At 70.7% G+C, this 15,512-nt stretch carries 13 protein-coding genes; 9 read left to right on the top strand and 4 right to left on the bottom strand.

Going from position 1 to position 15,512, the window contains the following annotated elements; translation table 11 throughout:
* Positions 1-284 precede the first annotated feature (284 nt).
* The gene (locus OHA68_RS07180; protein WP_327106890.1) at positions 285-701 is read right to left on the bottom strand and encodes a DUF6223 family protein; all 417 of its coding nucleotides are present in this window, start codon (positions 699-701) and stop codon (positions 285-287) included.
* A 230-nt stretch (positions 702-931) separates the two neighbouring features.
* Here OHA68_RS07180 and OHA68_RS07175 point away from each other — a divergent pair, with 230 nt between their 5' ends.
* On the top strand, positions 932-2,047 hold the full coding sequence (locus OHA68_RS07175; RefSeq protein WP_327106889.1) for a sensor histidine kinase: 1,116 nt from the start codon (positions 932-934) through the stop codon (positions 2,045-2,047).
* On the top strand, positions 2,044-2,718 hold the full coding sequence (locus OHA68_RS07170; protein WP_327106888.1) for a response regulator transcription factor: 675 nt from the start codon (positions 2,044-2,046) through the stop codon (positions 2,716-2,718). The genes OHA68_RS07175 and OHA68_RS07170 overlap by 4 nt, the downstream gene beginning before the upstream one ends.
* A gap of 6 nt (positions 2,719-2,724) precedes the next feature.
* On the opposite strand, the gene OHA68_RS07165 is transcribed toward OHA68_RS07170, so the two are convergent.
* Positions 2,725-3,405: a TetR/AcrR family transcriptional regulator gene (locus OHA68_RS07165; protein ID WP_327106887.1), complete on the bottom strand. Its 681-nt coding sequence runs from the start codon at positions 3,403-3,405 to the stop codon at positions 2,725-2,727.
* Positions 3,406-3,531: 126 nt separating this feature from the next.
* Between OHA68_RS07165 and OHA68_RS07160 the strand changes: the two genes are divergently transcribed.
* The 3 genes from OHA68_RS07160 (at position 3,532) to OHA68_RS07150 (ending at position 9,750) form a co-directional block, all read left to right on the top strand.
* Positions 3,532-4,260 (top strand): NAD(P)-dependent oxidoreductase, encoded by a 729-nt coding sequence (locus tag OHA68_RS07160; RefSeq protein ID WP_327106886.1) that lies wholly within the window; start codon positions 3,532-3,534, stop codon positions 4,258-4,260.
* A 298-nt stretch (positions 4,261-4,558) separates the two neighbouring features.
* Positions 4,559-9,154 (top strand): hypothetical protein, encoded by a 4,596-nt coding sequence (locus OHA68_RS07155; RefSeq protein ID WP_327106885.1) that lies wholly within the window; start codon positions 4,559-4,561, stop codon positions 9,152-9,154.
* Entirely contained in the window at positions 9,151-9,750 is a 600-nt protein-coding gene (locus tag OHA68_RS07150) for a FixH family protein (RefSeq protein ID WP_327106884.1), read from the top strand. Before OHA68_RS07155 ends, OHA68_RS07150 begins: the two co-directional genes overlap by 4 nt.
* Before the next feature lie 55 nt (positions 9,751-9,805).
* Here the strand turns inward: OHA68_RS07150 and OHA68_RS07145 are convergent, their stop codons facing one another.
* Positions 9,806-10,459: a hypothetical protein gene (locus OHA68_RS07145; protein ID WP_327106883.1), complete on the bottom strand. Its 654-nt coding sequence runs from the start codon at positions 10,457-10,459 to the stop codon at positions 9,806-9,808.
* Positions 10,456-11,451, bottom strand: a complete 996-nt coding sequence (locus tag OHA68_RS07140; protein ID WP_327106882.1) for a C40 family peptidase — start codon at positions 11,449-11,451, stop codon at positions 10,456-10,458. Before OHA68_RS07140 ends, OHA68_RS07145 begins: the two co-directional genes overlap by 4 nt.
* A gap of 279 nt (positions 11,452-11,730) precedes the next feature.
* On the opposite strand from OHA68_RS07140, the gene OHA68_RS07135 reads away from it, so the two are divergent.
* From OHA68_RS07135 to OHA68_RS07120, 4 genes are read left to right on the top strand one after another with little or no spacing between them, the layout of a single operon-like run.
* Positions 11,731-12,024, top strand: coding sequence for a hypothetical protein (locus OHA68_RS07135; protein ID WP_225277813.1), 294 nt, complete (start codon positions 11,731-11,733; stop codon positions 12,022-12,024).
* A complete protein-coding gene (locus tag OHA68_RS07130; protein WP_327106881.1) occupies positions 12,021-12,860 on the top strand; it encodes a hypothetical protein in 840 nt (279 codons plus the stop codon). Before OHA68_RS07135 ends, OHA68_RS07130 begins: the two co-directional genes overlap by 4 nt.
* A 5-nt stretch (positions 12,861-12,865) precedes the next feature.
* Positions 12,866-14,017, top strand: coding sequence for a hypothetical protein (locus OHA68_RS07125; RefSeq protein ID WP_327106880.1), 1,152 nt, complete (start codon positions 12,866-12,868; stop codon positions 14,015-14,017).
* Positions 14,004-15,494, top strand: coding sequence for an SCO6880 family protein (locus OHA68_RS07120; protein WP_327106879.1), 1,491 nt, complete (start codon positions 14,004-14,006; stop codon positions 15,492-15,494). Before OHA68_RS07125 ends, OHA68_RS07120 begins: the two co-directional genes overlap by 14 nt.
* Positions 15,495-15,512 lie beyond the last annotated feature (18 nt).

The following is a 15,512-nucleotide window of genomic DNA, read 5'->3' as shown; positions in this document are numbered from 1 at the left end:
TTCGCTTAGATACTTATTCGCATTCCGCGAGAACTGGGTGAGTGTCTTTTCGGCCGATATGCAGTCTGCGAGCATCCTGCAGGCGGAGCCGATATCTGGTCAGTCGGATGACCAGATATCGGATCTGTCTCAATCGTGCACAAGTGCATTCTAAACTAGACATATAGCATATTTGCTTCCTATATGGTGCAAAAACACCGGGGTGCGCTGGATGGGCTGGGACGACCACGTCTGGTCGCGCCGACATTCGGCGAGCTTGCCGCCCACCTGTACGACGTGTTCGGTCAGCCGGTGCGGCGCTGGCGGGCCAGGGTCAGTCCGCCGAGGGTCATGGCGATGAGGCCGATCACCAGGGCCACGTAGCCCCCGACGATGCCGTAGCCGGTGCCGGGGCCGCCCTTGGCGGCGGCCACGACCAGGACCCCGATGACCGCGCCGGTCAGCCCCGCCAGCAGGGCCCAGATGGCTCCCCATCTGCTGGTGCCGATACGGGCGGTGGGGCGGGCCAGGGCCAGGCCGCCGATCACCGCGCCGGTCAGCCCCAGCAGCGCGGCCACCAAGGACCAGAGGCGTCCGGCGCTCATGGTGTAAGCGGTGGCGGGGTCCGGCTGGGCCAGGATCTGTGCGACCGCCGGTGCGACAGGGTCGAGGACTCCGACCAGGGTGGTTCCGGCCATGACGAGCATGGGTCTGACTGCCATGAGGATCTCCTCTTGCGACTGCGACTGCGACTGCGACTGGACGTTGCCTGATCATGGCTGTCGGACCCATCGCCGGTCGTCGGGCGGAGGGAGGTGATTCGAGGTGCTGCCGAGGTCGCAGTCGGCTGCCGCGGACGCCGCAGGATCGGTGGAGGTACCGCGGGTGCGGTAGTCGGCCGTTCATCCGTCCGCAGGAGTCGCCCGTGCGGACATCCGGTTAAGGTGCGCGCATGAGTTCAAGATGGTCCGGTGTCGTCGACTGGGCGATCGCCGTCTGCGTGGCGGCGACGCTGCTGGTCACCGGGCTGTCCGGGCAGAGCTCCGCGACGAACCTCGACCTGTTGGGCTACGCGCTGCTGGCGGCCGGTGGCCTGGCGCTGGCCGCGCGCCGCCGGGCTCCGGTCGCCGTCCTGGTCGTCACGGGGCTGTGCGCCGTGGGTCACCAGGCGGCCGGCTTCGACGTGCCCGCCGTGGCGTACCTGTTCGCGGTGTACGCCGCCGTACGGGCGGGACACCGCGTCATCACGGTGGCGGCGAGCGTGCTGATGCTGGCCGCGCTCCCGCTCGCGGCCCTGGCCGCGGGCGTGCACGACGCGGGCGAGGCGTTCGCGCGGTCCCGGGGCGCGCTGGAGATCGCCTGGCTGGTCGCGGCCGGCGCCGCCGGTGAGGCGCTGCGCCAGGCCGAGCGGCGGGCGGAGGAAGCCGAGCGCACCCGGGAGGAGACCGCGCGGCGCCGCGCCGACGAGGAGCGGCTGCACATCGCCCGGGAGTTGCACGATTCGCTCACCCACCAGATCTCGATCATCAAGCTGCAGGCCGAAGTCGCCGTCCACGTGGCCCGCAGGCGTGGCGAACAGGTGCCCGAGGCCCTGCTGGCGATTCAGGAGGCCGGACGCGAGGCCAGCCGGGAGCTGCGCGCGACCCTGCAGGCGCTGCGGGACGACGACACGACCCCGCCGCGCGGCCTCGACCACGTCCCGGAGCTGGTGGAACGGGCCCGTACCATCGGCCTGGACGCGACGCTGACGATCCAGGGGGTACGACCCGACGTGCCGGCGGCGGTCAGCCGGACCGTCTACCGGATCGTTCAGGAGTCACTCACCAACATCGCCCGGCACGCCGCCACCGCGACCGCGTCGGTCCGGATCGACTACCGCCCGGACACCCTCGCGATCCGCATCGACGACGACGGCAAGGCCGCCCCGGACACCGCCCCCGAGCCCGGCGTCGGGCTGCTCGGGATGCGCGAACGCGTCACGGCCCTCGGCGGCCACCTACGCGCGGAGCCGCGCGGCGAGGGCGGCTTCACCGTCCAGGCCGAACTCCCGGTGGACCGGACGTCATGATCCGTGTTCTGCTGGTCGACGATCAGCCCCTCATTCGCAGCGGATTCCGCGCGCTTCTCGACCTCGAAGACGACATCGACGTGGTGGCCGAGGCCGGCGACGGGGTGGAGGCCCTGGCCCTGGCCAGGAGGTATCTGCCCGATGTCGCGCTCATCGACGTCCAGATGCCGGTCGTCGACGGCATCGAGGCGACCCGGCGCATCGCCGCCGACCCGGCCCTGGCCGGGGTGCACGTCGTCATCCTGACCAACTACGGCTTCGACGAGTACGTCTTCGACGCCCTGCGCGCCGGCGCGGCCGGCTTCCTGGTCAAGGACATCGTGCCGGAGGACCTGCTGCACGCCGTACGTGTCGCCGCGCGCGGTGACGCGCTGCTCGCCCCGTCGATCACCCGCAAGCTCATCAGCAGGTACGTCACCCAGCCGCTCACCACCGGCACCGCCGAGGCACTGGGCCAACTGACCAACCGCGAACGCGAGGCCGTCGCCCTGGTCGCGCAGGGCCTGTCCAACGACCAGATCGCGGACCGCTTGCTGATCAGCCCGATGACCGCGAAAACCCACATCAACCGAGCCATGGCCAAGCTCCACGCCCGCGACCGCGCCCAACTCGTGGTCCTGGCCTACGAATCAGGCCTGGTCACCCCACGTACGAACCCAGGCACGGCGTAGGCCGGGTCACGGCCAGCGGTCGCGGTGTCGGTGCAGGCCGTCGAGGATCAGGTCGAGGCCGACGTCGAACTCGTCGGTGTAGGCGTACCCAGGTCTCAGGGCGCGGTCGACGATCATCTCGGTGAGGTGCGGGAACTCGTCGTCGGGCAACTCCTGCAGGAGCGAGCCCGCCACGTCCTCCAGCTCGGCGGACGACTGGAAGGGCAGGCTCAGCTCCTGGAGCGTGAACCCGTAGATGTAGCTGTCCAGCACCGAGAACGCGTGTGCCGCGCCGGTGATCGAGAAGCCGCCCGCCCGCAGGCAGCCGATGACGGCGTTGTGGTGGCGGAGAGTCGCCTTGGCCTGGTCGGGGTTCGTCCGTGAGTCCATCAGCCCGATCGCCCACGGGTGGCGGACCAGTGCGTCGTGCATCGAGACGGCCCGCCGTCGCATCGCTTCCCGCCAGTCGGCGTCGTCCGGCGGCAGCTCGATCTCCCCGAAGACGAGGTCGACCATGCCGTCGAGGATCACGTCCTTGTTGCGGAAGTGGTGGTAGAGCGACGCGGCCTCGACCCCGAGCCGCTCGGCGAGTCCGCGCATGCTCGGCACCTCGGTGCCGGCCTCGTCCGCCATCTCGACCGCCGTGCGCAGCGCCGTCTCCCTGCTGAGCGAGGTGCGGCGGGGCGCGGGCGTACCGGATGTGGCCACGAAACCCTCCCACCTGCACTGCTGCTTGAACGGCTTGACAACCGTACACCGTTAGGGGGACTCTAACAGCGTTAGACTCCGCCTAACAGTGTAAGGGCGGAGATGGGGCGAGCAGAGGAGACGGTTGTGGAACCCATCAGGTCGGACGGAGCCCCACTGCCGGGCGCGGGGAAGAGGATGTGCGTCGTCGGCGCGTCCGGGAAGCTCGGCCGTTACATGGTGCGGCACGCACTGGAGCGCGGGTACGAGGTCGTGGGGGTCTGCCGGGAGAAGAGCGTGGCCAAGCTCGCCGAGTTCGAGGGACGCATCACGGTGTTCCCCGGAGCGACCGACGACCGCGCGGTCATCGCCCGGGCGGTGCACGGGTGCGACGCCGTGCTCACGGTGCTGGTGCCCTGGGGAGTGCGTCACTACGCCTCCGGTACGGCCCAGGCCGTGCTCGACCACGCGCGCCCGGACGCCCGGCTGGTGTTCTCCTGCGGCTGGCACATCACCCGCGACGGGCAGGATGCGTACACCTGGACGTTCAAGGTGTTCGCCACCGTTTTCGGGCGGCTGGCGAAGCTCGCCCGCCTCGTGGACATCGACGACCAGGTGGAAGCCTGCCGGAGGGTCTTCGCCAGCGACGCCGGCTGGACGGTCGTGCGCGGCAGCGACCTGGAGGAGGGCGACAGCCAGGGCCTGCCGGTGTGGAGCCGGCACGTGGGCGACCCCGTCCTGGCGAGCAACCTGACCCGTCGCGTGGACTTCGCCCGCTTCATGGTCGAGGCGGTGGAGAACGACGCCCTCATCCACGAGGCCCCGGCCATCGTCGGCCGGCTGACCCCCTCGGCCCTCGCCCACGCCGGTGAGTAACCCACCCGGAAGTGGAGGCGACCAAGCCGGGGGAGCCAACTGGTAAACCGGCGACGGTCTTCGGTGTGGTCTCGGTGAGTCTGTCCCGGATCGGGAGCACCGAACCGTAGCCTGACCTGCAGATACGGCAGCCGTGTGATCGGAATTCTCGGGGCGATCACGCGCTGAATGACCATCCCCTCTGGTCGCGATCTCGTCAGAGCAGCCCGGGGGCCGACCAGGTGATGGTCATTCGGTAGGAGGATGCTTGTCCGCGCCGCACGCTGATTTCGTTCCGCTGCTCCTTGTCGCTGTCATCATGACGGTTTTGCTGTTGCGCCGGTCGCGCAGCCGCTCCTGGGTCCTCAGATCGCTGCTGGCCGTCGGGGCCTGCCTCTGGATAGCCGTCTCCGGCGGGTCGATGTGGCTGATGAGCCACGCGATCGCCGAGAGGCTCCCCAGTTCGCCGACGGCGAACCCGTGCGCCGGGAGGCCGGCCGAGAGGTTCGACGTCTCCCTGATCAACGTGCCGCTGTTCCTCAACCGGTTCGGTGACGTGGTGCCCGAGGGGCGCATGTACGTCCTCGACGAGAACATCAAGGCGGTGCGCGCCGGTTACACGCAGGCCGCCAACCCGGCCAAGGTGAACGAGAAGGAGTTGATCGAGCCGCTGGTCCTGCGGGCCAACCGGGGCGCGTGCGTCGTGGTGCGGTTCACCAACCGGCTCAACGAGCCGGCGCCGCCGCTGAACAAGGAGATACGCAACGCCGCGATCTTCGCGCTGCCGGGCGAGATCGTGAAGGCGCCCGGCACGGTGACCCCCAAGCCGCGCCAGTTCGCGCCGGCCGCCACCGTTCCGGACAACGACTTCGACCCGCGGACGGCCCCGAACGCCTCCATGCACTTCGACGGCCTCAACTACGACGTCAGGACCTCGGACGGCACCGTCGCCGGCCGCAATCCCGACTCCACCGCCCGGCCCGGCGAGACGATCACCTATCGCCTGCACGCCCATGCCGAGGGGGAGTTCCAGTTCAAGGACGGAGCGGACTACACCTCCCACCAGACCCGGCCGGTGGACGCCGCCGGCAAGGTCCGCTTCATCGGCTCACACTCCTTCGGCGCCTTCGGCGCGTTCGTCATCGAGCCGCCCGGGGCGACCTGGGTGGACGCCGGCACCGGTGGGCCGCTGCCGTACGGGACCCGGGCCATCATCAAGCGGCCGGACGGCGTGGATTTCCGGGAGCACGTGCTGTTCATGCACGACGAGGTGGAAGCGGAGCCGGGCATTCTGACCCGGTTCTGCCGCACCGAGGGCGAGGCGCCGCAGCCGCCCACCAGCGAGTGTGTGCGCCCCACGAAGGCCCAGCTCAGGCTGCTGACCAAGGGCACGCTGCCCGCCCTCGGCGGCGGTGACGCGGACGCCCTGGTGAATGGCGAGGTGCCGGAGAAGCTCGAGTGGTTCGCCTTCAACTACCGCTCCGAGCTCGGGGCCAACCGCGAGGAGGTGGGGTGTGCGGCAGCGCGGCGCGCCGCTCAGGGATTCGCCGCCGAAGCCTGCGTCGGCGAGGAGACGGCACTCTCCTCGTGGGTGTACGGCGATCCGGGCGGCGGGGATTCGGTGATCGCGAACTACCGCGGTGAGCCGACCCAGGTCCGTCTGCTGCACCCCGCGGAGTCCGAGACGCATACCTTCCACTGGCACGTCAACCGCTGGATGTTCGACCCGGCGGACGAGGGGGGCATGGACGAGATCAGCAAGCCCACCCATGTGACGTCGACGACCAACCCCCTCGACGTGCAGTCGGTCTCCCCAGGCAGTCATTACGGCCTGGTCCTTCAGGGGGGTGCGGGGTCGGCGGGTGCCGGCAAACCGGCGACCTTCGGTGACGTCATCTTCCACTGCCACCTCTATCCGCACTTCTTCGCCGGCATGTGGGGCCTCAACCGCACGATGGACAAGCTTGAGGACGGGACGCGGAAGAACCCGGACGGGACGCCCGTGCCGGCGCTGGAGCCGCTGGAGGACCACGACTATCGGCCGGACGTCCCCGGCATCAACCCACCACCCTCGCCCAGGACGGCCACTCCGGGCTTTCCGTTCTTCATCCCGGGGACGTTCGGTTTCAAGGCGCCGAAGCCGCCGCTCGGGGTCTCCAGCCGAGCGGCAGGCGGCGTCTTCCCGCCGACCGCACTGGAGAAGGCGGCGGCCGACCCGGGCGCACGAGTGCCCGGAGGCTTCTTCCAGGACCCGTGCCCGGTCGGCAGCCCCACCAAGACGTACAAGGTCGCGGCCATCCAGATCCGGCAGGAGTACAACCCGAAGCTGAAGTGGAACAATCCACAGGCGCGGGTCTACGTTCTGCAGTCCGACAAACAGGCGGTGCGAAACGGCCGTAAACCGGAACCGTTCGCGCCCATCCTGAACGTCGGCGACTGCGTGGTCTACAAACTGACCAACGAGTTGCCTCGTAAGTTCGGCGGCACCGTCTTCGACCGCCTGCAGGTGACCAACGAGGTCGGCATCCACCAGCACATGGTCTACTTCGACGTGCTGACGTCCGATGGAGCCGCCAACGGCTGGAACTACGACCAGGGCGCCGACATCGGCCAGACGATCACCTATCGCGATTTCGTTCATGAGAACACCACGGCGAACTCGTTCCACGACCACTTCTTCCCGAACGTCCATCAGAAGAACGGGATGTTCGGCGGCGCCACCATCCACCCGGCCGGGTGCGTGCCGGTGCTGCCGAAGAAGAGCAGCTCGGCAACCTGGCGGCGGGCGCCGATCGGGACCGTCTTCGACCTGCACTGCGAGCCGACGGTCGACCACAACGGTCAGCGCACCGACGGCCGGGACTATCGCAACTTCTCGCTCTTCGTCGAGGACCATGTGCCGCTGTTCCAGCCGAACGACCCCAGGAAGCGCACCGACGACAAGTTCGCCACCAAGTTCGGGGTGCCGATCTTCCCGGCCAAGTTCCCGTCGAGCAACGACGACCAGGGCGGCATGGGGATCAACTACCGGCTGGAGCCGTTCGAGGCCCGCAGGAACGCCGACCCGTCGAAGCTGTTCAACTCGGCGGTCCATGGGGATCCGTTCACCCCGCTCCTCAAGGCGTACCGGGGTGATCCGGTGAAGTTCCGGCTCTTCCAGCTCTCGCAGGAGGAGTCACACGGATTCAACCTCGATCAGTTCCGGTGGAAGTTCGAGCCACGAGATCCCGGATCGAACGTCGTCGGGGCGCAGCACATAGGCATGCTCGAATACTTCGACGTGTCTCTCGCGTCGGACGATCCGGTGCCGGTCGCACCGGAGACGAAGAAGGTCGACTACCAGTACAACTACGCCGGTGCCGATGACTGGTTCCTCGGGGCCTGGGGGCTGCTACGGCTCTTCCCCTGTGTCGATACGTCACCCGGAAAGACGCGGATCCCCATGCTGCCGGACTTCCCGCGCCGCGCCTGCGCGGGTGGGGTGAACGACAGGTACGCCGAGCCTGCCGCGCAGTCGCTCACGAGTCAGCGCGGCCGGACGAGCGTCCCGCCCTTCTGCGCGACCGGCGAGAACCGAACCTTCGACATCATCGCCATGAACAAGGACATCACTTACAACAAATTCGGCGACCATGATCCGAACGGCTTGATGTACGCGCTGGCCGCCGATGAGCACGCGCTGCGGACCGGTGGCAAACAGCCGGAGCCCCTGGTGATCCGGGTGAACTCGGGTGACTGCGTGACGGTCAACTTCACCAACAAGCTCGATCCGAAGAAGATGAAGCCGCACTGCCACGAAGCGCTGGAACCGGGGCAACTCGGGTTCAAGGAGAACGAAGTGCGCTTCCCGCAGTGCATCGACCGGCCACCCAAACACGAGAACAACGTCCCGGGCTTCGAGCCCTTCCCGGTGAGCGCGAAGGCGTCGATCAGCGCGCAACTCATCCCGGGGGCGCCACCCGAGGCGGTGGCGCCCGGACACAGCACGCGGTACCACTGGCAGGTGCCCACGGACCTGACGGGCATGGCGCTGCTGCGGGATCACGCCGACGTGCAGAACCACCTGCATCACGGTTTGTACGGGGCGCTGATCATCGAGAAGCCCGGCTCGGAGTACCTGAACCCGGTGACCGGCCGGCCGCTGGCCAGTGGCACCGCGGCGGTGATCATCCATCCGATGGAGCAGGACTTCCGGGAGAACGTCATCTTGATGAACAGCGACCTGTCGCTGTTCTACAAGGACAGGAACGGCAATCCGAAGGACGACCACTTCGTGCCGGACAACTTCGACCTGGTGCTCACGCCGAGCCGGCAGGCCGACGACCCGGAGGACATGGGGGAGTACTCCGTCAACTACACCAACGAACCCTGGTCACACCGGTTCGCCCAGAACCAGAACATCACTGACATCTTCAGCTCCGCCGTGCACGGTGACCCGTCGACGCCGGTGTTCCAGGCGTACACCGGCGACAAGACGGTCTTCCGGGTCGGGCAGGCCGTGGGCGACCCACGCTCCACGAGCTTCGCCCTGCACGGCCACACCTGGCGCCGTTCACCCGATGACCCGCAGTCCCAGATCGCGGCGACCCAGGGTCAGTTCAACCCGGGGACCGTCTTCAACATCGTGCCGGGCGTGGTCCACGACTTCGTCGCGGACCCGAGGTCGGGCGGTGGGGCCGGCGGGTTCCGCGCCGCGCCGGGGGACTACCTCTACCACTCCAACACCCTGCCCCGTCATCTCCCCGGTGGACAGTGGGGGTTGTTCCGGGTGCACTTCGGCCTGCGGCCGGACCTGATCCCGCTGCGCGATGACGCGGTGCGCAGACCGGGCCCCAGGCCCGCCGACGCGCCGGACCCGCACGGGTGGCTGCCCGACGCGGCGGATCAGGGTAGCCAGCGAAGGAGGTCGCGATGAGCCTGAAGAGCAGGGTCAAGGGGTCGGACGAGACGCTCGGCAAGCCCGTACCGGCACGCCGGCAGGCCAGGCCCGACCGGCGCCGTCCGGCGACATCCACCGGGCTGAGCCCACTCGGCCAGGGCCTGGTGCTCGGGGTCTGCGTCGGCATGACGTTGGCCCTGGGCATCGGGGTGATCGGCTTCCTCGTCACCCGGCCGACGGCCGCGGGCCCGGCGGTCGCCGGGCAACCGGTGGCGGACCAGGGATCCGCGGGGGCGACGAAGGGCGAGCGGTCGCCTGCGGCGTCGATCGACGTGACCGCCACGCACCTCGGTGACCTGCAGGTACGGATCGTGGCCCGGGTGAGCGCGCCCGGCTCCTACGATCCGATCACCAAGGCGCAGGTCGTCGCCTGGACGGACATGGTCGCCATGCCGATGGCCCATCGGCAAGGGCCCATCACCATGACCGAGGTGCCCGGGCGACCCGGCACTTATCAGGCGTTCACCAAGGTCGCGATGGTCGGGGAGTACAACCTCACCGTCGAGACGCTGCAGCCGATGCCGTCCAGGGCCGACAGGCGGCTCGACGTCGGGGAGGTGGCGAAGGGCTGAGGCCCGCGCCGGAAAGGGCGCCGTGGCCGACCGGCCACGGCGCCCTTTCGCGGTGTCAGCGCAAGGTGACGGCGACGACTCGCCAAGGGGCGCTGCGGCGGTCGCGCTGCAGGGCGACGAACCCGGTCATGGTGAGTGGCCGGCCACGCCAGCCGTCGGCGCCGATCGGGGTGACGGTGAGCCGCCACTGCCGGTCGGCGTGGGTCGCGGTATCGGGCTGACGCTGGTCACGGCCGGCGATGAGGGAGGGTTCGGTACGCGCGCGGTGCGCGGCCCAACCGGTCCAGGCGGCGTCCGTACCGACCTGTGAGCCGGCCCGCAGGTCCGCCAGATAGGCCGGGCTCAGCCAGCCCGCGGCGCGCAGGACAGCGTCGCGTTGATCGCGGTCGGTGGTGGTGTCGATACGCCACATCGTGGTCAGGACGGCGGCGCTGACGGCGTCGGCATCGCGCTGGTCGATCTTCCCGGGGGCGGGAGCACGGGAGGGAGCAGGAGCGGAGGCAGGAGCAGGAGCGGAGGCAGGCGGAGAGGCAGAGGTAGGGGAAGGGGCCGGGGAAGCGGTGGTGGGCGTGACCGAGGGCTGCCAGGAGGTCACGTCGGGTGCGGGGGCGGATGCGACCGGCTCGGGATCGGCCGCGACGCATCCGGTGAGTGCGAGGGCAGCGGCAGTGACGACGGCCTGGGCGGCGGTGCGGGCACGCGGGTTCATGCGTACCTCCGGATGGTCCAGTCGGCAGAGGTGAAGGCGTCCAGCGGGGCGATGCGGACGACGTCGCCGGCGTGCGGGGCATGGATGACCTGACCACCGCCGACGTAGATGACGATGTGGCTGATGCCCCGGCCGTTGCGGTGGTCGATGCCGATGACGTCGCCGGGCAGCAACTGGTCGCGGGGGATCGGGGTGCCGTACTCGGTCGCCTGGACGGCGGCCAGGTGGGGGAGTTGGACCCGGCCGCCGGAAGCGGCCCAGACGGCATGAAGGACCAGGCCGCTGCAGTCGAAGCCGACGATGCCGGCGGCTCTGCCGATGCCCGGGGTGGGGCCGTTGGGGCCGCCCCCGCCCCAGGCGTAGGGGGTGCCCAGCCAGCGCTGCGCGGCGGTCACCACGACGCCGCCGAACCGGGTGGCGCCGATCTCGGCGAGTGAGGTGTCGGTGAAGTGCGCGACGCGGGCGAGGACACGGCGGACGTAGTCCTGCGTTTCCGGATATTGCGGGATGCCCTGGTGGCGCAGGACCGCTTCCGGGCCGGCGTTGTAGGCGGCGAGCATGTGGGCGGTCGAGTCCCCGGGCACCCGGGCGGTGGTGCGGGCCAGGGTGCAGTCGTACCGCGCCATGGCCATGATCGCGTCCTCGGGGTCATCGGGGCTGGCCACGCCGTCGCCGTCGGCGTCCCGGCCGTAGCTCGCCCAGGTGGCGGGCATGAACTGGGCCATGCCCCGCGCCCCCACACTGGACCGGGCCGTGGGCCGCCAGTCGCTCTCGGCCTCCAGTTGAGCGGCGATGAGCGGCGGGCTGACCTTCGGGCACAGCCGGCCGGCCCGGCTGATCCACGCCCGGTAGGCGGCGGGGACGCTGCCGGGACGCAGCGAGACCGCCGGGCCCGATCCCGGCGAGCCATCGCCCAGAACCACCACCAAGCCGAGCAGAAGGGCCAGGAATGCGGCCGTCGCCGTAATGGCGATTTTTCCACCGTTATTCATCGCGAACGCGCCTTAACATCCCTTTTCTTCTGGAACTGTCTTTTCACTACGCCGGGAGTCGCCGGCGCTGATCCGCCGCTTTCGGCCACAGGCGAAGCCGCATCGAGAATGGTGTCGCTAGCGGCCACGCATGTTCCCGTGCAGTAAGGTTTTACCTGGTCAGCGGCTCGCGCAACAGATTATTCAGCCAGTCGACCGCTCGGGCGCGCCAGTTTCGGAAAAACATAAGGCAGGCTTGGTCATTTTCTTTAACCGGTCTGATCACACCGGAGGACCTTCGTGACGCATCTACTGTCTGATCCGTTTCTGCTCGCCGGCGTCGCGACGATGGTGCCGGACCCGGGCATGGGGACACCGCCACCCGGATCGGAGAAGCTGCTGACGGCGCTGGGCTGGGCGGCGTGGATCGTGACCGGGGTGTGCGTGGCCGGGGTGATGGGGGTGGCCGCCCGGATGGCCCTGGTGCACCACCGTGGCGAGGGCGGCCGGCACGCGGTCGGGCTGGCGTGGGTGATGGCCGCCTGCGTGCTCCTCGGGTCGGCCTCCAGCCTGGTGGGCGCCCTGCTGCCATGATGCTGACCAGCCGACGCCCCGCGGCGTCCGATCCCGCCACCCCGGCGTCCTCGCGCGGCGCGGCGCTCTGGGCCGCCGTCGTGCTCGTGGCCCTGCCGGCGGCCCTGGCCGTGGTCGTGTTCGTGCTGCCCGGCCGCGACTCGACCCCCGGCCGATCACTGCCTCCCGCTCCGGCCCGCCCGACCGGGCCGCCGGCGGCGTCGGCCGAGTCGGCCGGGTCGGCCGGGTCGGCGGCATCCGCCCCGGCGGACGCCCCGCCGTCCGCACCGCCTGCCCCAGGCCCGGACCAGTGCCCGGCCACCCCCAGGGCGCTCACCCGAGCGCTGCCCGCGCGGCCGCCCGCGGGCGTGACGTGGACGCTGTTCCACGGCGTCGCACAACCCACCTCGCCCGAGCACGGTCCGCACCGCAGACAGGCGGACGTGGACCGCTGCTTCGCCCACACGCCGACCGGCGCGCTGATCGCCGCCTGGCAGATCGCCACGAGGTTCGTCCTGGCCGACGACTGGCGGCGCGTCGTCGAACTCCAGGTGATGCCCGGCCCCGGCCGGGACGCCTACGTCGCTCAGCGGGCCCGGATACGCGCCGGCGCCGGCCGGGACGCCGGCGGCTACGGGCAACTGGCCGCGTTCGGATTCGCCTCCTACACCCCTCAGGTGGCCACGGTGCAACTGGTCTCCCGGTTCGCGGCCACGGGGCAGTTGCAGGTCAACACCGTCACCGTGGTGTGGAGCGGCGACGACTGGCGGCTCCTGCTGCAGCCGGGCGGCTCGATCAGCCCGAGCCTGCAGGCGGTGAGCTCGCTGACCGGGTTCGTCCCCTGGGCCGGGGTGTGATCGCGGTGAGATCCATGACGGCCGCCCTGCCGGCGCTCACCCCGGGCCCGTCCAGGCCGGGCCTGTGCGACCTGCCGGGCACCGACGCGATCTGCGCGGGAATCGGCAACGTCACCGCCGGTGACACCGGCGTGATCAGCGAGCTCGCCGCGGCGCTGCAGGAGGCGCAGATCAAGGTCCTGGCCATGATGGCCGGCTTCTGGACGACGACACCGACACCGACCCTGTCCGACAGCGTCGGCCCCGTGGCCTGGCTGCAGGAGCGTACGCACTGGTATGTCGCGCTGCTGGCCGTGCTGGGGCTGATTCTCGCCGCGGGCCGGCTGGCACTGCGGCGGCGGGCCGAGCCCGCGATGCAGGCCGCCGCCGGGCTGGTGACCCTGACGGTGGTCACCGGCTGCGGGGCGGCGGTGATGTCGCTGCTGGTCCAGACCGGGGACGCCTACTCCACCTGGATCATCACTCAGGCGCTCGGCTATGACGACTTCGCCGGCGCCATCACCCGGCTGGCCAGCTTCGAGAGCCTGACGCTGCCCCCCGGCCTGATGATCATCCTGGCGTTCGTCTCGATCGTCTCCTGCGTCCTGCAGATCATGCTGATGCTGGCGCGCGTCGCCCTGCTCGGGCTGCTGACCGGGATGTTGCCGATGGCGGCGGCGCTGAGCGGCAGCCAGGCCGGGCGCGTGTGGTTCACCCGGATCACGGTCTGGGGGCTCGCCTTCGCTCTGTACAAGCCCGCCGCCGCGACGGTCTACAGCTACGCGTTCCTGATGATGGGCACCGCGTCCGCCGAGCTGGCACAGCTGTCCGGCCTCGTGATGATCGCCCTGGCGATCATCACGTTGCCCGCGCTGCTGCGGCTGCTGGCCCCGGCGGTCGGCGCGGTCCACTCCGGCGGCGCTGCCGCCGCCATGCCCTGTACGGGCGTCGCGACCGGCGCCCGTGCCCTGCCCATGCTCAGCAGGAACGGCCCCACCTCCTCCAGCGCGGACGCGGGCAGGGCGGGCAGCCCCGCCGGGCCGCGCGGCGCGTGCACCGCGGGCCCGCCGACGACCCCGAGGGCGGCCGTGGCCACCGAGGCGGGCGCGCCCCGCCGTCGCGTCGCCGACAACACCCAGCCACCCGCACAAGGAGGAGGACCGGATGGCGATCACTGACTCCGAGCGCACGTACGGCAACTGGCGCCGCCCCACCAGTCCCGGCATCGGCGCGCTGGGCCTGATGGGCACCCTGCTGCTCCTGGGGGGCCTGGTCGCCTGCGTGATCACCATGATGGTCTCGCTGTGGGCCGCGCTCATCCTTGCGGCGGTCATCGCTTGCGTGCTGGGGCCGATGCTGCTGGTGCGCGATCGGCATGGCCGTACCGGCCTGCAGATCGCGACCGCCCGCCTGGCCTGGCTGAGCGGCCGTGGCCGGCGCCTGTACCGGTCCGGGCCGCTCGGTTCCACCCACGCCGGCGCCTTCCAGTTGCCCGGCCTGGCGGCCTGCTCGCAGGTCGTGGACGCCACCGACTCCTGCGACCGCGACTTCGGCCTGATCGTGGTGCCGACGACCGGTCACTACACCGCGGTGTTCGAGGCCGCCGCGGACGGGGCCGCGCTGGTCGATGGCGACCAGATCGACACCTGGGTGGCGCACTGGGGCCAATGGCTGGCCGGCCTCGCCTACGAACCGTCCCTCGTGGCGGTCGCCATCACCGTCGAGACCGCGCCCGACCTCGGCACCCGGCTGCGGCGTGAGGTCGCGGACAACCTCTCGCCCGACGCGCCGGACCTGGCGGTGGCCGTCCTGAACGACGTCGTCCGCACTTACCCCGCCGGATCGGCGCAGGTCCGCACCCGGATCGCCGTCACCTACGCCGCCGCCCCGCGCGGTTCCGGCCGCCGGCGCACCACCGACGCCATGATCGGCGAGATCGCCACCCGCCTGCCCGGCCTGACCGCCGGGCTCAGCATGACCGGCGCCGGCGCCGTCCGGCCTCTGACCAGCGCGGACATCGCCGAGACGATCCGGATCGCCTACGACCCGGCCAGTCACGAACCGCTGGACGCGGCCCGCTCGGGCGGTGCGCCGCTCCTCCAGTCCTGGGACCAGATCGGCCCGGCCGCCGCCCAGGAGGCCTGGGACCACTACCGGCACGACTCCGGGATCTCCGTCACCTGGGGGATGAGCGAAGCCCCCAGGGGCGAGGTCCTCTCCCCGGTGCTCACCGACCTGCTCGCACCGCACCGCGACATCGTCCGCAAGCGCGTCTGCCTGCTGTACCGGCCGTACGATCCGGCCGGCGCCGCCCGGCTGGTCGAGCGCGACCGCAAGGACGCCCGCTTCCGGCTCGGCGGCGCCAACGCCGCCGCCCGCGACACCGTCGCGGTGGCCGCCGCCGACCAGAGCGCCCGCGAGGAGGCCAAGGGGGCGGGCCTGGTGCGCTTCGCCATGCTCGTCACCGTCACCGTCCCACAGCCGGAGGACCTGCCCGCGGCCGCCGCCGCGATCGACATCCTCGCTCCGTCGGCGCGGATCCGGCTGCGCCGCATGTACGGCGCCCAAGCCGCCGCCTTCGCCGCCGCGTTGCCCATCGGCCTGGTCCTGCCCGACCACCTGCAGATCCCCGCGTTCGTCCGGGAGGCGATCTGACGCCGTCCGGCTCGGCGG

This window comes from Nonomuraea glycinis, assembly GCF_035920485.1.
GTDB lineage: Bacteria > Actinomycetota > Actinomycetes > Streptosporangiales > Streptosporangiaceae > Nonomuraea > Nonomuraea glycinis.
Note: the sequence above shows the minus strand (reverse complement) of the source record. Positions and strands in the feature narration are given on the sequence as shown.